Origin of the sequence: Sodalis sp. RH21 (assembly GCF_047324175.1) — a bacterium.
GTDB lineage: Bacteria > Pseudomonadota > Gammaproteobacteria > Enterobacterales > Enterobacteriaceae > Acerihabitans.
The window spans coordinates 936,345-956,794 of sequence record NZ_CP178732.1; the positions used below are offsets into that span (position 1 = coordinate 936,345).

19 protein-coding genes are annotated in these 20,450 nt (G+C 56.4%); 14 read left to right on the forward strand and 5 right to left on the reverse strand.

Annotated elements, in window-relative coordinates:
* Window positions 1-115: 115 nt before the first annotated feature.
* Window positions 116-991: a nitrilase family protein gene (locus ACL2XP_RS04310; RefSeq protein WP_413737328.1), complete on the reverse strand. Its 876-nt coding sequence runs from the start codon at window positions 989-991 to the stop codon at window positions 116-118.
* 51 nt (window positions 992-1,042) lie between these two features.
* Window positions 1,043-1,813, reverse strand: coding sequence for a glutamine amidotransferase (locus tag ACL2XP_RS04315; RefSeq protein ID WP_413737329.1), 771 nt, complete (start codon window positions 1,811-1,813; stop codon window positions 1,043-1,045).
* Between the two features lie 226 nt (window positions 1,814-2,039).
* Between ACL2XP_RS04315 and ACL2XP_RS04320 the strand changes: the two genes are divergently transcribed.
* The 5 genes from ACL2XP_RS04320 to ACL2XP_RS04340 all read left to right on the forward strand — a co-directional run bounded on the left by ACL2XP_RS04320 (window position 2,040) and on the right by ACL2XP_RS04340 (window position 6,462).
* Window positions 2,040-3,044 (forward strand): ABC transporter substrate-binding protein, encoded by a 1,005-nt coding sequence (locus tag ACL2XP_RS04320; protein WP_413737330.1) that lies wholly within the window; start codon window positions 2,040-2,042, stop codon window positions 3,042-3,044.
* A gap of 12 nt (window positions 3,045-3,056) precedes the next feature.
* Window positions 3,057-3,746: a M24 family metallopeptidase gene (locus ACL2XP_RS04325; protein ID WP_413737331.1), complete on the forward strand. Its 690-nt coding sequence runs from the start codon at window positions 3,057-3,059 to the stop codon at window positions 3,744-3,746.
* A 61-nt stretch (window positions 3,747-3,807) separates the two neighbouring features.
* On the forward strand, window positions 3,808-4,596 hold the full coding sequence (locus tag ACL2XP_RS04330; RefSeq protein WP_413737332.1) for an ABC transporter ATP-binding protein: 789 nt from the start codon (window positions 3,808-3,810) through the stop codon (window positions 4,594-4,596).
* The gene (locus ACL2XP_RS04335; RefSeq protein WP_413737333.1) at window positions 4,580-5,389 is read left to right on the forward strand and encodes an ABC transporter permease; all 810 of its coding nucleotides are present in this window, start codon (window positions 4,580-4,582) and stop codon (window positions 5,387-5,389) included. Before ACL2XP_RS04330 ends, ACL2XP_RS04335 begins: the two co-directional genes overlap by 17 nt.
* 23 nt (window positions 5,390-5,412) lie before the next feature.
* Complete coding sequence (locus ACL2XP_RS04340; RefSeq protein WP_413737334.1) at window positions 5,413-6,462, forward strand: LacI family DNA-binding transcriptional regulator; 1,050 nt, start codon at window positions 5,413-5,415, stop codon at window positions 6,460-6,462.
* Window positions 6,463-6,487: 25 nt separating this feature from the next.
* Here ACL2XP_RS04340 and ACL2XP_RS04345 read toward each other — a convergent pair whose 3' ends face one another.
* Entirely contained in the window at window positions 6,488-8,881 is a 2,394-nt protein-coding gene (locus ACL2XP_RS04345) for a phosphoketolase (RefSeq protein ID WP_413737335.1), read from the reverse strand.
* Window positions 8,882-8,991: 110 nt separating this feature from the next.
* Window positions 8,992-10,113 carry a substrate-binding domain-containing protein gene (locus tag ACL2XP_RS04350; RefSeq protein ID WP_413737336.1) on the reverse strand — a complete coding sequence of 374 codons (1,122 nt, stop codon included), beginning with the start codon at window positions 10,111-10,113 and terminating at the stop codon, window positions 8,992-8,994.
* 630 nt (window positions 10,114-10,743) lie between these two features.
* On the opposite strand from ACL2XP_RS04350, the gene ACL2XP_RS04355 reads away from it, so the two are divergent.
* The 9 genes from ACL2XP_RS04355 (at window position 10,744) to ACL2XP_RS04395 (ending at window position 19,152) form a co-directional block, all read left to right on the forward strand.
* Complete coding sequence (locus ACL2XP_RS04355) at window positions 10,744-11,316, forward strand: sugar isomerase (protein WP_413737337.1); 573 nt, start codon at window positions 10,744-10,746, stop codon at window positions 11,314-11,316.
* A 32-nt stretch (window positions 11,317-11,348) separates the two neighbouring features.
* The gene (locus ACL2XP_RS04360; RefSeq protein WP_413737338.1) at window positions 11,349-11,822 is read left to right on the forward strand and encodes a VOC family protein; all 474 of its coding nucleotides are present in this window, start codon (window positions 11,349-11,351) and stop codon (window positions 11,820-11,822) included.
* 30 nt (window positions 11,823-11,852) lie between these two features.
* Window positions 11,853-12,845 (forward strand): autoinducer 2 ABC transporter substrate-binding protein, encoded by a 993-nt coding sequence (locus tag ACL2XP_RS04365; RefSeq protein WP_413737339.1) that lies wholly within the window; start codon window positions 11,853-11,855, stop codon window positions 12,843-12,845.
* A 58-nt stretch (window positions 12,846-12,903) separates the two neighbouring features.
* Complete coding sequence (locus ACL2XP_RS04370; RefSeq protein WP_413737340.1) at window positions 12,904-14,385, forward strand: sugar ABC transporter ATP-binding protein; 1,482 nt, start codon at window positions 12,904-12,906, stop codon at window positions 14,383-14,385.
* Between the two features lie 20 nt (window positions 14,386-14,405).
* A complete protein-coding gene (locus ACL2XP_RS04375) occupies window positions 14,406-15,425 on the forward strand; it encodes an ABC transporter permease (RefSeq protein WP_413737341.1) in 1,020 nt (339 codons plus the stop codon).
* On the forward strand, window positions 15,422-16,456 hold the full coding sequence (locus ACL2XP_RS04380; RefSeq protein ID WP_413737342.1) for an ABC transporter permease: 1,035 nt from the start codon (window positions 15,422-15,424) through the stop codon (window positions 16,454-16,456). Before ACL2XP_RS04375 ends, ACL2XP_RS04380 begins: the two co-directional genes overlap by 4 nt.
* Window positions 16,457-16,487: 31 nt before the next feature.
* Window positions 16,488-17,399, forward strand: a complete 912-nt coding sequence (gene mak / locus ACL2XP_RS04385; protein WP_413737343.1) for a fructokinase — start codon at window positions 16,488-16,490, stop codon at window positions 17,397-17,399.
* A gap of 93 nt (window positions 17,400-17,492) precedes the next feature.
* The gene (locus tag ACL2XP_RS04390) at window positions 17,493-17,726 is read left to right on the forward strand and encodes a hypothetical protein (RefSeq protein WP_413737344.1); all 234 of its coding nucleotides are present in this window, start codon (window positions 17,493-17,495) and stop codon (window positions 17,724-17,726) included.
* Window positions 17,727-17,871: 145 nt separating this feature from the next.
* Window positions 17,872-19,152, forward strand: a complete 1,281-nt coding sequence (locus ACL2XP_RS04395) for a type II restriction endonuclease (RefSeq protein ID WP_413737345.1) — start codon at window positions 17,872-17,874, stop codon at window positions 19,150-19,152.
* A 161-nt stretch (window positions 19,153-19,313) separates the two neighbouring features.
* Here ACL2XP_RS04395 and focA read toward each other — a convergent pair whose 3' ends face one another.
* Window positions 19,314-20,171: a formate transporter FocA gene (gene focA / locus ACL2XP_RS04400; RefSeq protein WP_413737346.1), complete on the reverse strand. Its 858-nt coding sequence runs from the start codon at window positions 20,169-20,171 to the stop codon at window positions 19,314-19,316.
* Between the last annotated feature and the right edge of the window lie 279 nt (window positions 20,172-20,450).

Genomic DNA, 20,450 nt, shown 5'->3' on the forward strand with positions numbered 1-20,450 from the left:
ATTAATTAAACCTAGCATGGCTTGAGCACCATAAACGAGATTTATATCACAGATATCGGGTTAAAAAACCGGCGGGCCATAGGACTTGGTTATGACCCGCCGCGCCTGGCTTCAGCTATTGCCCGGGGGGAGCGTCCGCGCCCAGCATGCGGTCATAAACATCGGTGCGGCGATCGCGCAATACCTGATTAAAGGCGTTCCAATTGCGGTGGCGTTTGGCATCGGCCAGGTTAATGGTCGCCAGCAGGGTTTGCGTATCGGTGGCGCCGGCGGGGCCGGCCACCGGCCAGCCGGTATAACCGGCGATCAGGCTTTGCCCGATAAAAGGCTGGCCCCGTTCCGTCCCCACCCGGTCCGCCGCCGCCACGAATATCGAATTGGTATGGGCCGCCGCCATGACGATAATATTGGCCATGGCTTCGCGCTGGGGGTCCTGGCCCGGGATCGGCACCCAATTGGTGGGCACGCAGACAATCTCCGCCCCCTGCAACGCCGCCAGCCTGAAGCTTTCCGGGAACCAGCAGTCATAACAAATATGACATCCCAGGGTGCCGATGCGGGTTTTGAATACCGGGAAGCCCAAATTGCCCGGCTCGAAAAACAGGGCTTCGTCGCTCCATAAATGCACTTTGCGATAGCGGCCGATAAAGCCTTCCGGCCCGATGATGACCGCCGAGTTATACAGGCGTTCCTCTTCGCGTTCGGTGATGCCGGCGACGATATAAATTCCCAGGCGCCGGGCGCAGTCGATCCACGCGCGGGTGGTGGGGCCGTCGGGCAGCGTTTCGGCCAGGGCAAACGCCTCGGCGCGGGTGGCGAACATATAGCCGGTGTTGCACAGTTCCGGCAGCACCATCAGGGTTGCCCCCTGCGCCGCTGCCTGCTCCATCAGGAGGATAGTGGTCTGCACATTGCGTTGGGTCGCGCCGAACTCCGGCTCCATCTGCACGCAGGCCACGGTTAATAATGCCTCGGGGGATTTTGCCGCCATGGTGGTTCTCCGTTAAGGTGACGTTTGCCTCGGTACCCGTTTACCAGGGGATTATTTTGCTGTCAGCCAGCCCAGCATATTCACCAGCAACTGCTTGTAGCCCGGCCAATCAATAAAGCTTTGCGGCAGCCAGTGGGGGCTGATATCCGACGTCCAGACCAGCGTACGCCCCTGTCCGTGGCGGCCGGTAACCAGCAGCGGATGGCCGCCAAGTTCATCGGGCAGGCGGGCCAGCACCTCGCTGTCGCTTTTGGCTATGACTTCATTGGCGCCGAGCAGCAGCGGCCATTCGCCGGAAATACCCTTGAACAACGGGTGCTGCCGCTGGGCGGGGTCAATCGCCGCCCGAAAACCTTCGGGAACTTCGATGCGATCGTCATACGGCAGACACTCCACGGGCAGCGCTTGCTCCACCGCGGTGCGGCGCCAGCGCGCTTTGCCGTCGATGCCCTGGAAGCTCAGATAGCCGCCGAACATCGCCAGGGCGCCGCCGGCGGCGGTCCAGTCGCGCAGCAGATTAAGGCGGTTGATCACGGTTTTGCCCTGCAGCCAGACATCGGGATGCAATAGCAGGGAGTTGGCGCCGATATCCGACAGCAGGATGGCGTCATAGCGGCTAAGTTCCTGGTGGGTAAAAGGGAATGCCTCCACCGCTTCATGGGCCGGCATATGGGTCAGGGTAAATTCCGTGCCCGCCAGCGCGGCGATCACCGCTTTGGCCCCCGAATGAAAGGTGACGCTGCCGAACTGATCGAAGCCCTTGAAATGGGTGGCCGAGGTTACCCAGGTTTCACCCACTAATAATATATTTTTTTGACTCATTACTATCGCCCTCCGCGAGCATGGATCATTTTTGTGCGGCGCTGCACTTTTTTAGCGCATTTGATTTGTTAGATATTGAACCGTTTCAATTATCAAAATTGTCATTTTTATCATGATATATCAAGTTAAAATTTAATCTCAAAAGATTATTGACATCAAACATTGAACCGTTTCAATATGCAGATGACCGCATCATGAATCCATCAGCCCTGTCGGAGTATTGAAGATGAAAAGACGTGCATTGTTATTGGGGACGGTAATCGCCGGCGCTGCGCTCCTGGGCGCTTTACTGCCGGGACAGGGACTGATAGGCGCCGCCGCCGCCGCGCCCTTGACCAAAGTGACCTTTATCCAGGAATGGCCGGTGGCCGACGGCTTTTGGATACCCTGGGTGGTGGGCAAAGATAAAGGTTTTTACGCCGAAGAGGGGATCGACCTGGATATCGTTGCGCCGCCCACCGTGGCGGATACCATGAAATTCCTGGGCACCGGGCGGGCCAACGTCGCCTTTACCACGGTAATGGACATTATTTTCGCCAAGGAGCAGGGCGCGCCGGTGGTGGCCATCGGCCGTTATGGCAAACAAAATAACTGGGGGATTATCAGCGAGCAGGGCAAACCTTTCACCGTGGCCGGGCTGAAGGGCAAAACCATCGGTATTTACAACGATGCCTGGAGCAAAGCCCAATTGGCGCTGATGTTGCAAAGCGCCGGTTTGACCATGGCGGATGTCAATATGGTGACGGCGGCGGATGATACGGTGCCGCTGCTGCTGCAAAAACGGGTGGACGCCATTACCGGTATAACCAATGCCGAAGGCACCGAAATGACCACCATGGGTAAACAAAAACCGGAGTTCCTGGCCGCTATCGATCACGGCGTGCCGAACACCCCGATTCTGATGTTTGCCGGCAACCAGGCGTGGCTGCAAGCCAACCCGCAGCTGGCCAAGGCCTTTATGCGCGCCACCGAAAAGAGCATTCGCTACGCCGTCGGCCATCCGGATGAAGGGGTGGGCGCCTTCGGCAAGGCCTACAGCAAAGCTTACGACCCGGCGTTCATCAAACAGCAATGGCAGGACACCCTGCCGCTGCTGTCGCCGGTGGACGGCAAGTCGCTGCAAATGGATTTGGCGGTCTGGAAAGAGTTGCTGACGGCAATCCAGGCGCAGGGTATTGTTAAATCACCGCTGCCCGCCGAGCAGTATTTCACTAACCAATACCTGCCTTAAAGGATGCTGCCGATGAAACCGGACTGGACGTATCGACCGGGGCCGGATATCGCCCCGCTGGCCCCGGAAGGACTGCGCCGGGCGCAGCGCCTGGCCAAGGACGCGGCCCTGGCGGGCCTGGATGCCGTCAGTCCCGGCGTAACGGAGTCCGCCGTCGAGGGGGCCATTCACGACTATCTGCGCGCCCGGGATGCGGCCGGGATCTGGACCATTACCAACGTCGGCCTGGGGGAAAACGCCCGCACCTGTTTCCCCACCCAGGGGCCGGGGGAGCAGGCCGCCGCGGCCCGGGATGTCTTGATGGTGGACGTGCATCCGATCACCCGTGACGGTTTCTGGGGCGACTGCACCCGCTGCCGGGTGATTGGCGACTATCCCGAGGCGGACTACGCCCTGCGCGATCTGACGGCGCTCCATTACGAAACCCTGGCGCTTTGCCGGCCGGGCATGCCGGCCAGCGAACTGTTCGGCCTGTCTTTGCACCGCCTGACGCAGGAGGGGTTTATTTTGCTCGATGTGCTGGGCAATATCGGCCACTCCCTGGCGGCCGGCGCCGCGTATACCCACGGCTTTATCGACGCCGGCAACCACACGCCCATGTGGGGCTCCTGGGCCATAGAGCCGTTCGCCCAGCGCGGGGACGTGGCGGTAAAAGTGGAAGATCTGGTATGGTTCGGGCGTGAGCGGTGCGAAATTTTATAACAGCGGCGTTAATGAGATCATCCGCAGCGCCCTGTGAAGGATGGGCAAAAGAGGCAAAGCCATGACAGTCCCAAAATTATCGATTCAGCAGATCACGCGGCGCTTTGGCGAAATGACCGCCCTGGCGCCGACCGATCTTGACGTGCAGCAGGGTGAATTTGTCTGCGTGGTCGGGCCTTCCGGCTGCGGCAAAAGCACCTTGTTTAATGTGATTTCCGGCGTTTTGGCCCCCGATGGCGGCACGATCCTGATCGACGGCGCCGACGTGACCGGCCGCAGCGGCCATGTGGGCTATATGCTGCAAAAGGATTTGTTGCTGCCGTGGATGACGGTGATCGACAATATCGTGCTGGGCGCCATTCTCAAAGGCGGCGCGAGCCGCGAGCAGCGCGCCGCCGGGGTAGCCCTGGCGGAACGCTATGGCCTGGGGGAGTTTATCAATCATTATCCCGCGGCCCTGTCCGGGGGCATGCGCCAGCGGGTGGCGCTGATGCGCACCCTGGCGATGCAACATGATATCATGCTGCTCGATGAACCTTTCGGCGCGCTGGACTCCCAAACCCGCCTGGCCATGCAGCAATGGCTGCTGACGGTGTGGTCCGAGCAGCGGCGCACGGTGATTTTTGTCACCCACGATATCGACGAGGCGATTTACATGGCGGATCGGGTAGTGGTGATGACCCCGCGTCCCGGCAGGATACAGCAGATTTTTACCGTGGATATTGCGCGCCCGCGCCCGTTATCCAGCCTGACCAGCCCGGTTTTCACCCAGCTTAAACGGCAGATCCTGGATCTGATTTATACCGAACAACCCGCACAGGAAGCGCTTGCCCATGACCTCCATCCGTAAGCTTTTATTGCCCTTGGGCGGCCCGCTGGTAGCCTTGTTGTTGGTGCTGGCGGTCTGGGACTGCGCGGTGCGCTTTTATCATATTCCGGCGTATGTGCTGCCCTCGCCGCAAATGACCTGGGAGCATGCCTTATCCGACTGGGCGGTATTATGGGATGGTTTTCAGATTACCTTCACCACGTTTTTGCTGGGATTCGTGCTCGGCGCGGGGGCGGGATTTATTTTCGCGGTATTGATGGATGCCACCCCCTGGGTGCGCAGCGTGCTCTACCCGATCCTGATCGCCAGCCAGGCGGTGCCGGTGATCGCCATTTCCGCGGCCCTGACCATCTGGCTGGGTTTCGGCCTGGCGCCGAAGCTGGTGATCGTGGCGCTGGTGGTGTTCTTCCCGGTGGTGGTCAACGTGCTCGACGGCCTCAATTCTGTGGACCGGGATATGCTGAATCTGGTGCGATCCATGGGCGGGTCGCGGCTCAGCATTTTCCGCTACGTCAAGTTGCCGGCCACCTATACGCCGCTGTTTTCCGCACTGAAACTATCCGCCACGTTCAGCGTGACCGGGGCGGTGATCGGCGAGTGGACCGCCTCGACCAGCGGCGGGCTGGGCGCATATCTCTTGCAGGCCAATTCGCGGCTCAATACCGCTGGCACGTTTTCCGCCATTGGTTTCCTGGCGCTGTTGGGCGTGATTAGTTTTCTGTTGGTGATCATGCTGGAATATCTGGTCACGCCGTGGCGCACGTCCGCCAAGGCGCGTCCCTGGTCCCGGCATTACTGGCGCCGTTCCGCCTAACCCCGCACAGATGGTCGTTAATAATGGATGACAGCTCTAAAACCGCCCGGGCGGCGCGTCCCACCATCCGCGATGTGGCACGTTTGGCCAAGGTATCCATCGGTACCGTCAGCGCGGTGATCAATAATAGCGATCGGCCGGTGGCGGCGGATACCCGCGATCACGTCCTGCGCTGTATCGCCGAGCTGAATTTTGAACCCAATAACGCCGCCAGGAGCCTCAAGCACCAGCGTATTTCATCCATCGGGTTTATCGTGCCGGATTTAGGCAACGCGTTTTTCGTGGATGTCGCCCAGGGCATACAAAGCGTGCTGGATCATGTCGATTGCCTGCTGGTGCTGTGCATGACCTGGTCGGACACGCAGCGGGAAGAGTATTACGCCCAGGTGCTGCGCACCCAGCGTTTAAACGGCGTGATTTATCTCTCCGGCACCGGGCTGCCCAGTCCGTCGCTGATAAGCCTTGCCACCAAGGGATCGGTGGTGTTTGTGGATGAATGCCTGCCGGGCATCGATGTGCCGTTTGTCAGCTCGCAAAATCTGATCGGCGCGCGTAGCCTGGCGCAGTATGTCTTGGGCCAGGGCCACCGCCGGCTGGCCATCGTGAGCGGGCCGCGGGGATTGTGGACCAGCGAGCAGCGGCAGGCCGGTTTCCGCGAAGCTTTCGCCGGCGCCGGCCTCATACCCGATGACGTGCCGGTGATGCGCGGCGATTACACCGAGCAATCCGGCCGGCGGGCGGCCGACGAGATTCTCGCCCTGCCGGCGGCGCAGCGCCCCACGGCGGTGCTGTGCGCCAACGATTTGATGGCCATCGGTTTTATCCGCCGTAGCCGCGAGCTGGGTCTCGCCGTGCCGGAGCGGATAAGTGTCACCGGCTTTGACGATATTCCCGAAGCGCGGCTGCTCAGCCCCGAGCTTACCACCGTGCGCCAGCCGGGTTATGAGATGGGCCGCGCCGCCGCCACCTTGCTGCTGGAGCGTATCGGCGCCCTCGCCGACGGCCCGGATCAGCGGGACTTCGCCACCGAGCTGTGTATCCGCCATTCCGTAAGCCGGCTGGGCGGCGCGTAACCGGACCTGTTGCCGGCGCGTCGCATCAGGAAATTTTGCGCCACCGCCAGTCCCGCACCTCGGGCAGATCGTCGCCGTGTTCGCGTACGTAATGATAATGCTCATCCAATTTGGCGCGCAGTAAATCGAGCGTGGCGGCGGCCCGTGCTTGCAGCCCCGGCACGCTCTCGATGGCCGCTATGGCCAGATGGTAGCGGTCCAGCTTGTTGAGCACCGTCATATCAAACGGCGTAGTGGTGGTGCCTTCCTCCATAAAGCCGTGTACATGGATATTGTCATGGTTGCGGCGCTTATACGTCAGGCGGTGGATCAGGAACGGATAACCGTGATAGGCGAAAATCACCGGACGATCCGGGGTAAACAGCGCGTCGAAAAACGCATCGGTATGGCCGTGCGGATGTTGCTCGTTTGATTGCAGCGCCATCAAATCCACCACATTGATCACCCGGATGCGCAGTTCCGGCACGTGCTGGCGCAGCAGTTCCACGGCGGCCAGGGTTTCCATGGTCGGCACGTCGCCGGCGCAGGCCATCACCACATCCGGGCCGCCGTCGCCGTCCTCGTTGCCCGCCCAGTCCCAGATGCCCAGGCCGGCTTCGCAATGTTTAACCGCCTCATCCATGGACAGCCACTGCGGCGCCGGCTGCTTGCCGGCCACGATCACGTTCACCCGATCGTAAGTATTCAGGCAGTGATCGCCCACCCACAGCAGGGTGTTGGCGTCCGGCGGAAAATAGATCCGCACGATATCGGCCTTTTTATTGGCCACCAGATCGACAAACCCGGGGTCCTGATGGCTGTAGCCATTATGATCCTGGCGCCAGACGTGGGACGACAGCAGATAATTAAGCGACGAGACCGGTTTGCGCCAGGGCAGCGCACGGGACACTTTGAGCCATTTGGCATGCTGGTTGAACATCGAATCGACGATATGGATAAAGGCTTCATAACAGTTAAACAGCCCGTGGCGTCCGGTCAGCAGGTAGCCTTCCAGCCAGCCCTGGCACAGATGCTCGCTCAGTACTTCCATCACCCGGCCGTCCCGTGCCAATTGCTCGTCATAGGGTTTGATTTCTTGCATCCATACCCGGTTGGTGGCTTCGAATACGCCGCTTAGCCGGTTGGAGGCGGTTTCATCCGGGCCAAACACCCGGAAGTTGGCGTTATCCGCATTCAGCCGGAAGATATCGCGCAGATATTCGCTGAAGGTTTTGGTGGCTTCCCCCTGTACGGTACCGCGCTGTTTAATATTTACCGCATAGTCGCGAATATCCGGCACCGCCAGCGCTTTGCGCAGCAGTCCGCCGTTGGCATGGGGATTGGCTCCCATACGCCGGGTGCCGGTGGGCGCCAGCTGGCGCAGCTCCGGTTTTAACCGGCCCTGCTCGTCAAACAAATCGTCCGGTTGATAGCTGCGCAGCCACTGTTCAAGAATCTGCCGGTGGCCCGCGTCCTCGCGGCAGCCCGCCACCGGGACCTGGTGCGCCCGCCAGAATCCTTCGGTTTTTTTACCGTCCACCTCCTTGGGACCGGTCCATCCTTTGGGGCTGCGCAGGATAATCATCGGCCAATGAGGCACGGTTTGCCGCTCGGCGTTGCCGGTTAGCGCATCATTTTGGATAGCGCGGATATCATCAAACGCCCGATCGAAGGCGGCGGCCATCAGCGGGTGCATTTGCGCCGGGTCGCGTCCTTCGACGAAAATCGGCTTATACCCGTATCCCCGGAACAACTGCGCCAGGTCCTCATCGCTGCTGCGCCCCAGCAGGGTGGGATTGGCGATTTTGTAGCCGTTAAGATGCAGGATCGGCAACACCGCCCCGTCGCGGGCCGGATTGATAAATTTATTGGAATGCCAGCTGGCGGCCAGCGGGCCGGTTTCCGCTTCGCCGTCGCCGATAACGCAGGCGGCGATCAGGTCCGGATTATCGAATACCGCGCCGTAGGCGTGCACCAGGGCATAGCCCAGCTCGCCGCCCTCGTTGATCGAGCCGGGGGTTTCCGCGGCCGCATGGCTGGGAATGCCGCCGGGAAAAGAGAATTGCCGGAACAGCTTGCGCATCCCCGCGCCGTCGCCGGAGACTTCCGGGTAAATTTCGCTGTAGGTGCCTTCAAGCCAGGTATTGGCCACCATGCCCGGTCCGCCGTGTCCCGGCCCGCAGATATAAATGATATCCAGATCCCGCGCGCGGATAATGCGATTGAGGTGGGCATAAATAAAATTTAGCCCCGGGGTGGTGCCCCAATGGCCAAGTAAACGCGGCTTGATATGCTCTGAAAGCAGCGGCTGGCGCAGCAGCGGGTTATCCAGCAGATAAATTTGTCCCACCGAAAGGTAATTCGCCGCCCGCCAATAGCGATCGATCAGCGCCAGTTCTTTGGCATCGAGGGGCGGGGTTTGCGGGGTGGTGATTTCCATCGGGATACTCCTTGGGGGAATGCTGTACGGAAAATGTCTCCCTCAAGTCTAGACCGGGTTAGCCGGCCATGCCCGGTGCATGGCCCGTTGTTCTATTAGAAAATGTATCGCTACGCCTGCTCCCGGGTGCCGCAAGACGAGCGGATAATCAATTCGCCGCGCAGTTGTAAATGCCGTGGCGCATCTTGCGGATACTGCAAACGGTTAAGCATCATAAAAATGGCGTTCCTGGCGATATCGCCAAAAGGCTGTTTATAAGTGGTCAGCGGAATACCGAGCAGGGCGGAGTATTCATTATCGTCAAAGCCCACCACGTTCACCTTGCGGCCTATTTGGCTACAGATGGATAATAATTTCATGGCGGTAAAATCATTGGCGCAGACAATATTGGTCGCGCCGGCGTCCAGCATCTGGTTTATAAACGCCTTATCGCTTACCAGCCCCTGGTGCACCCAGGCTTCATCGGCGGGGATAGAGGCATCCAGGAGCGCCAGCTTATAGCCCATAATGCGCATCGACACGGTATGGGCAGAGAACTGCTCGCATAAAAAATCAATACGCCGGGTATGATTGGTTAACAAGTGGCGGGTCACTTCATAACCGGCGGCGATATTATCGATGCCCACCAGGTCGTAGGCGCACTTATTGGGATAGGCCTTTAGGTCGCTGTCCACCAATACTACGCGAATATTGCATTGGGATAATTTTTGCAAAATGAGTTCGTTAATTTCATCGGCGAAGGGGTGGAACTCAATGGGGATGAAAAATATGCCATGCACGTTATTTTTGATGTAGCGATCGATAATATTTTCTATGGTGTGAACAATTTTTTGTTTGCTGGCGTCAATCCCCATGGTGACAATGCCGTTCCATACCAACGAAAAATTGAATTGTTGCGATAGCGAGGCAATGGATTTAAAAATTTGTTCAAATAAGAAGCCGCTCTCATTGGCTTCCATGCGCGGGGACAATATGCCCAGGGTCAGCTCGCCGGGGTCGGCTTGGGGCTCATGCGGCTGTACGCAAACAAAATGTCCCGACCCCTGGGTACTGCTGATCAGCCCCAGTTCCCTTAATTTCGCCAACGCTTTGGAAATGGTGGGACGGGAAACGCTGAACTCTTCGCATAAAATCAGCTCCGAAGGCAAACGCTGGCCCTCTTCGTAAAAACCGTCACGAATCCGCTGTTCAATAATCAAAAAAACGCTATCCAGTTTACCTCTTTTCGCCATGATGATTCTTTTGCCCATTCTGAAATTAATTTTCCAACAGAGATTCGTTGAGAACCGGGGAATTATTACAGGCGATAGACAACTTTGGCCGGTAAATGTTTCAAAACACCATAAATGATAAAAGTTGTAAAATCAAGCGGGGGTTGGTGTTCAATAAAACGCCACTGCTTAATGTTATGCCATAATAATTATCCCTCTTATTTCAATACTAAACCCACGGCGGGCCCGCTAAATCAATATTTTTATAGGGCGGCTCAGGCGCCGTGGCCGCGGCAATGAAAATCGACCGTTCTTCGCGTCATAAGGCGAGGCAGAGCAAGGCCCAGCGCGTTAATCGGCGGTTGTGGCGCGGGTCCGACAGGCAGATGGCCGCCGATCCCTGCGTGGGCGGATAGCCCGGCTCTCCATCCATGGGATCGCATCGTGATGAATGTGATCGTGGTCACTTTTATGGAACATTTGTTAGTTAATTTAACAATTATGCTAAAAAAATGTGATCAATATCGATAGTATTGCCAAAAATTTATCGTATGTTGTATGCACTTAATCACTGATAAATTTTACATATTATAAAATATGTAAAAATAAGTTCCGACCCTGATACCTACGGTAAATTAGAGGACTTACGCGATGTACACTTACAAAAGCTTGGTTGAGCAGGTTATCGCCGAAAACAAAACGACGCTGTTAGCGGTGGATGAAACCGAGATCAACCAATTGATGGATGAGATATGTAAAGCTAAAACTATCCAATTGTATGCCATGGGGAGGATGCAACTTTCCGTGCGAGCCTTTGCCATGCGCCTGAAACATATGGGATTTGATAGTTACGTGGTCTATGACACCACCACCCCGTGCCTGGGCGAAGGCGATTTGCTGATCGGCCATTGCGCGGTAACCAACGTCGAGCTCAATGTGATCAAACTGGCCAAAGAGGCCGGCGCCCGGGTGGCATTGCTCACCGCGCATCCGGAAAATGAACACGGCGGCTACGCTGATTTAACCGTACGGGTACCGGGGCAAATTTTCGGCGGCGCGCAAGAGGTGGCATCCATACAGCCGATGTCTTCCCTGCTGGAACAGTCATTATTTTTATTCGTCGACATCGTCACCATGCTGTTAATTGAAAAAACCGGCATTTCCCTCGACGAAATGAAAAAACGCCATACCAACCTGGAAGGTTTGCCGCATAAATTTGCCTGACATCCGTCCCTCTCCCACTAAAAGGTCATCTTATGAAAGACGGTGATATTATTCAGATAGCTCATCTGGTGCAGGATTTGGATGAGGCCATGGCGCACTATCATGAGGTTTGCGATATAGGGCCCTGGGATGTTTATACCTACGGACCGCATAATATCAAAAATTCGCTGTATCGCGGCAAACCCGCCGAGCATATTTATAAAATAGCCGTGTGCTGGGTTAATGGTATCCAGATGGAATTGATGCAGCCGGTGAGCGGTTATAGCATCTACGACGAATATATCGAAAAACACGGTTATGGTTTGCATCACCTGAAACTTTATTTCAAAGATTGCCGGCAGGCCATAGCGCGTTATGAACAGCGCGGCTACCAGGTCGTGCAAAGCGGCAATATCGGTGATGATGTTTTTTATTATCTTGATACCGAAGAGCGGTTCCAGGGCGCGGTTATTGAATTAGGCAATGCCGGCGCGATTCCAGAACCCGAAAGCCGTTATCCCGCCTAATAGAGTTCCAGTCAGCAATGAGGATAGATCATGAAAAAAATTAACGCATTTGCGCTGTGTATGCTGTTGGGCGCTACGGTAAGCGCTTTTCCCAATATCGCCAGCGCCGCCGGACAACAAGAATTAACCATGGTTGGCATTCCTAAATTACGCTCCGCATGGTTTAACGATTATGAAAAAGGGCTGAAAAAAGCCGGTAAGGATTTTAATGTCAATGTCTACCAGCAGGCGCCCGCATCGCCGGACGAAGCCCAACAGGTACGGATTATCGAAGACTCGATCAGCCAGGGCGTTAATGCGCTGCTGGTGGTACCGAATAATGCCAGCTCCTGCGAACCGGTATTCGCCCGCGCCCATGAAAAAGGCATCGTGGTGATCACCCATGAATCGGTGAACCAGCCCAATGCGGACTATGACGTTGAAATGATCGAAAATGAAAAATTCGGCAAATATATGATGGATCAGTTCGCCCAGCATGCCAAAGATGGCGGCGAATATGCCATTTTTGTCGGTTCGTTAACCGTGCCGGCCCATAATATCTGGGCTGATGCCGCCATTAAACAGGCCAAGGAGAAATACCCCAACCTGAAGCTTATCGCCGACCGGTTCCCGGTGAGCGAAGATCGCAACGCATCCCGCCAGAAAACCCTGGAGCTGCTATCCACTTATCCCGATCTGAAAGGGGTGATTTCGTTCGGCAGCCAGGGCGCCCCCGGTGCCGCGCAGGCCCTGCGCGAGAAAGGCCTGGTGGGTAAATTGACCGTTATGGGCACCACTTCGCCCAAAGAGAGCGCGTCATTCCTGAAAGATGGTTCCATTACCACATCGGTGCTGTGGAGTCCGGGCGACGCCGCGTATTCCATGACCTATATCGCGAAAATGATTATCGAAGGTAAACGGGACCAAATCAAAAATGGCCTGGAAATCCCCGGTATCGGTAAACCGGTAATCGATGGCAAAAATATCATTTTTGATAAGCCGCTGACCATTACCAAAGAAAATTACAGCCAGTACGATTTCTAACCGGCTTTTATTAACGGGCGGCTGAGCGGCCGCCCGGTCACCGCCAGAGGAATTATCCATGGAGTTTCTTGCCGTTGAACATGTTACCAAGACATTTGATGGGGTCACGGCCTTGAACGATGTCAGCTTTGACATTAACGTCGGAGAAATTCACGGTTTAGTGGGGGAGAACGGCTGCGGTAAATCGACCCTGATGAAGATTGTCGCCGGCGTATTGGATTTTGATCGCGGTACCCTGCGCGTTAACGGCCGGCAGATTGAAAAATACTCGGCTATCGAGGCGGTCAAGCAGGGCATAGGTATTATTTATCAGGATCTATCGTTGTTCCCGAACTTAACGGTGCTGGAGAATATCTACGTCAGCCAGATGGTGAATAATACCCGTTCGCTGGTATTTTCGGCCACCTACCGGGCCAAGGTGGACGCCATTATCGCGCAATTGGGCATCACTATCGATCTGGATGCCTATGTGGATGATTTGCCCATCGCCAAACAGCAACTGGTGGCCATCGCCCGGGCGTTAATCAATGACTCCCGGCTGATTATTCTGGACGAACCCACCACCGCGCTGACACGTACCGAAATAAAGCATTTATTCGCCATTCTCAATCGGCTGCGTTCCCAGGGCATTTCTTTTATTTTTATCAGCCATAAATTAAACGAGCTGCTGGAAATCTGCGATCGCATTACCGTCATGCGCGACGGCAAGCTGATCGATACCGCGGCCAGCGCCGCGCTGAGCACCGCGAAAATAGAAGCGCTGATGCTGGGATACGAGCTGACATACCCGCCCAAGCAGTCCCATGCCACGGGGGAAGTGCTGCTGAGCGTGCGCGGGCTGTGCAAGAAAAACAGTTTTCAGGATATCAGTTTTGATTTACACCGGGGCGAAGTGCTGGGCATCGCCGGATTGCTGGGCGCGGGGCGCACCGAGTTGGCGCTGGCGCTGTTTGGCGTGGAACCGGCCCAAAGCGGGCGGATTTTAATCGATAACCGGCCGGTGGCGATCAATAACGTCAGCGCCGCCGTCGCCAACGGCATTGCCTATGTGCCCGAGGACCGGCTGTCCCAGGGGCTGATCATGGAGCAAAGCATTGCGGCCAATACCGCTATCTGTTCGCTCAAAGATTATCTTAACCCGCTGAAATTGCTTGATACCGGCAAAATGCGCGCCGCGGTCGCCGGCCTGCTCAAAGGCATGCAGGTGAAGTACGGCGATATGGATAAAGAGATCCGCATGCTGTCCGGCGGTAATCAGCAAAAAGTGGTGTTGGCGAAATGGCTGGCGACCAACCCGCGCATCTTTATTCTTGATAGCCCGACGGTGGGGATTGATGTGGGCGCTAAAAGTTATATCTACCAGACGGTAAAAGAAAAGGCGGCGGAGGGGATGGGTATTGTGTTTATTTCCGATGAGCTGCCCGAGCTGCTGGCTAATTGCGATCGGATTATTATGATGACCCGGGGCCGTTTCGGTAAAGAATATAATACCGATGCCGTCGGCAACGAGGCGCTGCAACAGGATTTGGAAAGCGTCTGACTGAATGAGGTTATTTTATTATGGATATCTATAAACTGTTTAAGGCCCGAGAATCGCTGCTGCTGATTTTGATTATTCTATTTTCCATTGGGATAGCGCTGATTAATCCCGCGTTTATTTCCTTGGACAATATTGCCAGTTTATTAAAGTCTTACACCGTGCTGGGTATTTTTGCCCTGGGCGTCTTGCTGGTGCTGATTTCCGGCGGTTTTGATGTGTCGTTTACCGCTATCGCGCAGGTGGTGCAATACGCCATTGTTTATTATTTTATCCAGGAAAACCTGGACAATATCTATCTGGCGATTGTATGCAGCCTGATTATCGGCGCGGTGATGGGGTTATTCAACGGGGTGATTATCTATTATTTTAAAATTACCGCCATTATCGTCACCATCGCCACCAACAGCCTGTTCTACGGCTTGCTGTATGTCGTGACCCAAGGGGATTTGATTTACGATATTCCTCCCTCGTTCCTGGGGTTGGCCGAATTGAAAATTTTGCCGCTGCATGCCGCCAACGGCTCGCTTTATGGCATCAGTTTTGTCACCTGCCTGTGGTTCCTGCTGGCCATCGCCATGCATTTTTTCCTGCGGCACACCGTGCTGGGCCGCAGCGTTTACGCCGTCGGCGGTAATGCCCTCTCGGCGGAGCGGGTCGGCTTTAACCTGAAAAAAACCACGCTGTTTATCTACACCCTGGTGGGCGCCATTTCCGGCTTCGCCAGCATCGTCCAGGTTTCCATCGTGCAAACGGTGATTCCAAATTCCATTGTCGGTTCGGAACTACAGGTGATCGCCGCCGTGGTGCTGGGGGGCGCGTCGGTCACCGGCGGGCGCGGCAGCGTTCTGGGCACGATGCTGGGCGTACTGCTGTTCGCCATTCTCAGCAATAGCCTGACGCTGCTGAAAGTATCCCCTTATTACTACAACGTCTTCACCGGCCTGGTTATTTTGTTAAGCGTGGCGATCAACGCGCTGCAGGTTATCAAACAACGACGTTCCAGGGTGCGCGTTCTGGTCGAGCTTAAGGAGCCATCATGAAGGACATTAGCAGCAGTAACCATCCCGGCGCTAAAGCGGGCCTGCCGGCGTTTATCGGCGAAAACGCCTCGCTTTACGTGGTGCTGATTGCCGTATTGGCATTGATGTACGCGCTCAACGGCGCCAAGTTTCTCAGCGTGCAGAACTTCGGCTCCATGGCCTATCAATTGCCCATCGTCGGGTTCCTGGCGCTGGGCATGATGATTTCCATGCTGTCCGGCGGCATCAATTTGTCGATTATCGCCACCACCAATCTCAACGGCATCGTTATCGCGCTGTTTTTGCAAGCGTTTGCCCCCCAGGGCATGAAATTGGCGTCGGGGGAGTGGATTGCGGCGGCCATCGTCCTGGGGCTGGCGGCTTGTATCCTGGTCGGGGTGGTTAACGGCCTGCTGATCGCGCTGCTGAAAATTCCGGATATTCTGGTGACCCTGGGTACCATGACGCTGATTTCCGGCCTGAACGTGGTACTGACCAAAGGTTATACCATTACCGGTTTTCCCGCGGCGCTGGTGAATATCGGCAACGGCCAGACCCTGGGACTGCCCAATTCGCTTTTTTTATTTGCCGCCGCAGTTATCGTCACCTCGGTGATTCTCAACAAGACCCGCTTTGGTTTTAACCTGTATATGATGGGTTCCAATCCGATCGCCGCGCGCTTTTCCAATATCAATACCGTGTATGTCACGGTGATCCAATATGTATTGTCTTCCTGCTTCGCCGCCCTGACCGCCCTGGTGATGATGGGCCAGCTCAATTCGGTAAAAGCCAGCTATGCGGATTCCTATCTGCTGGTGGCGGTATTGGCGGCATTCCTGGGTAAAGTCAGCCCGTTCGGCGGGTTTGGCCGGGTTTCCGGGGTGGTGCTGGCGGTCATGATTTTGCAACTGGTCTCCAGCGGCCTGAATTTGCTGCGCCTGGACCCGTTTATGATCACCGCCACCTGGGGCGGCATCATTATCATTATCGTGGTGTGCCGCGGCCTGTTTTCGTATCTGAACCAACAAATGAAACTGCGCAAACGCGCCTGATGCTTTCCATACATAGAATAAAGGTGTTGTTATGTATATCGGTATTGATTTAGGTGGCACCAAGGTGGAGGTCATTGCCCTTGATCCGGCGGGACGGGAACTGTACCGCTATCGGGTGCCCACGCCGCGCGACGATTATGACCAGACGCTGATCGCCATCCGCGATCTGATCCTGCGGGCCGAACAGGCCGTGGGGCGGCAAGGCTCCATCGGCATCGGCATCCCCGGCACGATCTCGCAGCAAACCGGCAAAATCAAGAACGCCAATTCGGTTTGGCTTAACGGCCGGTCGTTTAAACAGGATCTGGGGGCGTTGCTGCAACGTCCGTTCGAGGTGGCCAATGATGCCAACTGCCTGGCGATCTCCGAAGCCACCGACGGCGCGGGCGCGGGCGTGGAATTGGTATTTGCCGTGATTATCGGCACCGGCTGCGGCGGCGGACTGGCCATAAATACCCGGGTTTATCCCGGCCATAACGGCATCGCCGGCGAATGGGGCCATAACCCGCTGCCCTGGCCGGACGAGACCGAGCGGGTTTATCAGCGCGAAGTGCCTTGCTATTGCGGTAAAACGGGCTGTAACGAAACCTTTATTTCGGGCACCGGCTTCGCCACCGCATACCGCCGGCTTAGCGGGCTGTCCCTGAAAGGCGAAGATATCATGCGCCTGGCCGACGCCGGCGATCCCTACGCCGAGCAGGCGCTGCGGCAGTATGAGATTCGCCTGGCCAAAGCGCTGGCGGGCGTGATCCATATTATCGATCCGGGGGTGATTGTGCTGGGCGGAGGCATGAGCAACGTCGATCGGCTGTATGCCGCGTTGCCGGAACTCTTGCCCCAGTGGGTGTTCGGCGGGGAGTGCGATACGCCGATTGTCAAAGCCCGCCACGGCGATTCCAGCGGCGTGCGCGGCGCGGCCTGGTTGCCCCGGCTGGGCAAGTAGCGCGGCCGTCCACATTAAAAGCTAAGGTTATGGCGGTTAAAGGTCTATGCTTACCGATATCGTTATTTTGCGCAATTACCGGAGCAGCATGCTATGAGCGAACCAAAAACCGCCGGGGTCACCGACCCGAAGCCAGCCACCGTGGACGGAAAAAAACCTGAAGACGTGACCATCAGCGAAGGGCTGTCGAAAATCTTCGAGGCCGGCGAAGAACTGACCCCCGAGCAGATCGATGCGATGGCCGAACGGTCGAAAAATGCCGCGAAGCAGAGCCAGGACGCGCGCGACAATAAAAACGCCCAAATCGAATCCGGCAAAGATCATTAATCCGCTATTATCAATCTGCCGGGGCCTGCCGGGCCCCGGCTTATCTCTTGGATTATCCGAAGAAATAACCTTGTTAATGTAAAGGACAATCCGGTCCGTTTAGCGGTAAACTTCCCTATCTTTTGCCTGGGGGATGTTTTGCTGAATGCAACTCGATGAAGCGGCGGTGGGTCAACTGATAGAACGCTGGCGCGGCGATCCGGCCGGTACCTATCAAAGCTGGTTTTTATGGCCGGAGCGCATCAAAAATTTCCGTTCGATCCGCCGCGGCATTGCCCAGGTGGTAGCGGAAATCGAAGCCGGGACCTTCGGCAACCTTTATCGCGGCTCGTCGCTGGAAACCATCGTGCATTCCATTGCGGAACAGCGGCAAATCTTTAAAGGCGCCGACCACGCTTTTTTATGGAAGCCCAAACTGCGCATCCCCGATATTTATGAAAATCCCGGCAATCAGCGGGCGTTCGGACATTTGTTGTTTTCCTGCGCCGGCTGTACCCAAGCAGAGCAGATAATTCACGCTATCCACGACATCGATCGGCTGGCGATTAAAGGGCTGGGGCCGGCGGTGGCCAATTTGCTCTATTTCTTGCATCCCACGCTGATGCCGCCGTGTAATACCGCCATCGTCAAAGGTTACAACGCGCTGACCGGCGCGAAGGTCAAGCTGGGCAAATGGTCGGAATATCTGGCCATGCGCCAGGGGATTCTGGCCCTTAATCAGACCTTCGGCCATTCGCTGTCCAACGACCTCGGCGCCGTGGCCGGCTTATTGTTCGATTTGGGGTCCGGGCGTTATCCCGTACCGCCCAGAGCCGACGATGCGGCCGGGCGGGCACAGTGGCTGGCCGATTTAGCGCAGGTGCGCGCCGACAGCGCCGCGGTGGCCAACGCCCGGCAACTGGCCGGGGAAAACGATCGTACCCATACCGAAATCCAAGGCTGGCTACGCGATCTGGGCCTGGCGCTGGGTTACAATATCTGGATTGCATCCAACGATCGCCGCCGTCCCTATGCTGGCGGGGTGCTGGGCCAGGGTTGCCTGGAACAATTGCCGCCGGATATTATGGCTTCGCCGGCCGCCGATGCCATTCGCCTGATTGACGTATTGTGGCTCGATGGGGAGCGCCGGCGGATAATGGCGGCCTTTGAGGTGGAGCACACCACATCCATCTATTCCGGGATCGTGCGTATGCTGGATTTGGCCCTGAGCGGCGATACCCATGCCAGCGAAGGCCTGTTTCTGGTGGCGCCGGACAACCGGGAACAGGAAGTGCTGGCGCAGCTGCGCCGTCCGGCCTTTAGCCGGGTGGCCGATCTGCAGGTGCGTTATCTCACCTATGGCGAGCTGGCGAGCAATCGCGCGGCGCTGGCGCGTTTCGGCCACGGGATGAAAGGCATGTACGCCATTTCAAAATGTTTACTCTGACGCGTTATCGATATGGAGGCCCTATGGGGCAGGGCGGATGCCGCCCCCGCCAACTGTCGACGACGGGGTCGTCAAAAGTGCCGTTGCGCCGTCATGACGGTTCGTCACCGTCGCCACCGGCGGCGGTGATTGGCCACGGCATATCGCTTCCCGGTTGCCGGTTAGTGGCGCACATCCCCCGGACGCAAATAAATCACCCAATAGGTTAACCCCACCAGCAGGCCGCCGCCGATAATATTGCCAATGGTGACCGGAATCAGATTATCCACGATAAAATGCCCCACCGTGAGATCGGGAAATTGGTCCGGCGTGAGGTGAACCGCTTGCCAAAAGGCGGGCGATGCAAAATCACGGATAACAATCGCCAGGGGAATCAGGAACATATTAGCAATACTATGCTCAAACCCGCTGGCGACAAACATGCCGATGGGCAGCAGCATGGCGAAAATTTTATCGCTGAGCGAATGGCCCGAGTAGCTTAACCACACCGCCAGGCAGACCATCAGGTTGGCCAGAATGCCCAGGCACACCGCCTCGATAAAGGTGTGATGCAGTTTATGATCGGCGGTCAGCAAGACGTTCAGGCCCCATCCCCCGTTGCCGGCCATGGTTTGGCCGGCAAACCAAATCAGCGCCATAAAAAACAGCGCGCCCACCAGGTTGCCGATATAAACATTGAGCCAGTTGAGGGCTAACTGGCCCCAGGTAATTCTGCCGCTGGCCTTGGCCACTACCGTCAGTACCGTGGAGGTGAACAGGTCGGCGCCGCAGACCACCACCAGGATCAGGCCGAGGGAAAAGCACAGGCCGCCCACCAGCTTGGTCAGGCCGCCGGCAGGGCCGGGGCCGGCGGTAACGGTAATATAAAACGCAAAGGCGATGGAGATAAACATGCCGGCGGTCATGGCCAGAAAAAAGGTAATTTCCGGTTTTTTCGTGGTTTTATATACGCCAGCCTCTTCGGCCATTTTGGCCATTTCCGCAGGGAGGCGTAGATCAAAAGAATTTTCGATATTCATAATTACTCCCGGTTATTTTTTTAATAACTGCTTGTTATTTACGGCTCGGTTGGTTTTGGTAGGGACAGCAAAGACATTGTCGGGATTAATAATGCATTTCCCGTACCAGCGTTGATCGAGGGTAAAGTTATTTCCGCCGCGCTGTGATAGATCTGGAAGGTATGGAAATAGCATAATGTGAAAGAGAATTATTTTCATTGCGGTCGAAAACGGACCAGGGCGACAGGGGTGAATGATCGCTATATATTTGAATATATAACGAATTGATTTCCGTCATCA

Bases quoted from the DNA above. Each gene is read 5' to 3' on its own strand.
- ACL2XP_RS04375 (WP_413737341.1), top strand. From the start codon at position 14,406: ATGGATATCTATAAACTGTTTAAGGCCCGAGAATCGCTGCTGCTGATT.
- focA (WP_413737346.1), bottom strand. From the start codon at position 20,171: ATGAATATCGAAAATTCTTTTGATCTACGCCTCCCTGCGGAAATGGCC.
- ACL2XP_RS04330 (WP_413737332.1), top strand. From the start codon at position 3,808: ATGACAGTCCCAAAATTATCGATTCAGCAGATCACGCGGCGCTTTGGC.
- ACL2XP_RS04315 (WP_413737329.1), bottom strand. From the start codon at position 1,813: ATGAGTCAAAAAAATATATTATTAGTGGGTGAAACCTGGGTAACCTCG.
- ACL2XP_RS04355 (WP_413737337.1), top strand. From the start codon at position 10,744: ATGTACACTTACAAAAGCTTGGTTGAGCAGGTTATCGCCGAAAACAAA.
- ACL2XP_RS04380 (WP_413737342.1), top strand. From the start codon at position 15,422: ATGAAGGACATTAGCAGCAGTAACCATCCCGGCGCTAAAGCGGGCCTG.
- ACL2XP_RS04345 (WP_413737335.1), bottom strand. From the start codon at position 8,881: ATGGAAATCACCACCCCGCAAACCCCGCCCCTCGATGCCAAAGAACTG.
- ACL2XP_RS04370 (WP_413737340.1), top strand. From the start codon at position 12,904: ATGGAGTTTCTTGCCGTTGAACATGTTACCAAGACATTTGATGGGGTC.
- ACL2XP_RS04335 (WP_413737333.1), top strand. From the start codon at position 4,580: ATGACCTCCATCCGTAAGCTTTTATTGCCCTTGGGCGGCCCGCTGGTA.
- ACL2XP_RS04350 (WP_413737336.1), bottom strand. From the start codon at position 10,113: ATGGCGAAAAGAGGTAAACTGGATAGCGTTTTTTTGATTATTGAACAG.
- ACL2XP_RS04360 (WP_413737338.1), top strand. From the start codon at position 11,349: ATGAAAGACGGTGATATTATTCAGATAGCTCATCTGGTGCAGGATTTG.
- ACL2XP_RS04395 (WP_413737345.1), top strand. From the start codon at position 17,872: ATGCAACTCGATGAAGCGGCGGTGGGTCAACTGATAGAACGCTGGCGC.
- ACL2XP_RS04365 (WP_413737339.1), top strand. From the start codon at position 11,853: ATGAAAAAAATTAACGCATTTGCGCTGTGTATGCTGTTGGGCGCTACG.
- ACL2XP_RS04340 (WP_413737334.1), top strand. From the start codon at position 5,413: ATGGATGACAGCTCTAAAACCGCCCGGGCGGCGCGTCCCACCATCCGC.
- mak (WP_413737343.1), top strand. From the start codon at position 16,488: ATGTATATCGGTATTGATTTAGGTGGCACCAAGGTGGAGGTCATTGCC.
- ACL2XP_RS04320 (WP_413737330.1), top strand. From the start codon at position 2,040: ATGAAAAGACGTGCATTGTTATTGGGGACGGTAATCGCCGGCGCTGCG.
- ACL2XP_RS04310 (WP_413737328.1), bottom strand. From the start codon at position 991: ATGGCGGCAAAATCCCCCGAGGCATTATTAACCGTGGCCTGCGTGCAG.
- ACL2XP_RS04325 (WP_413737331.1), top strand. From the start codon at position 3,057: ATGAAACCGGACTGGACGTATCGACCGGGGCCGGATATCGCCCCGCTG.
- ACL2XP_RS04390 (WP_413737344.1), top strand. From the start codon at position 17,493: ATGAGCGAACCAAAAACCGCCGGGGTCACCGACCCGAAGCCAGCCACC.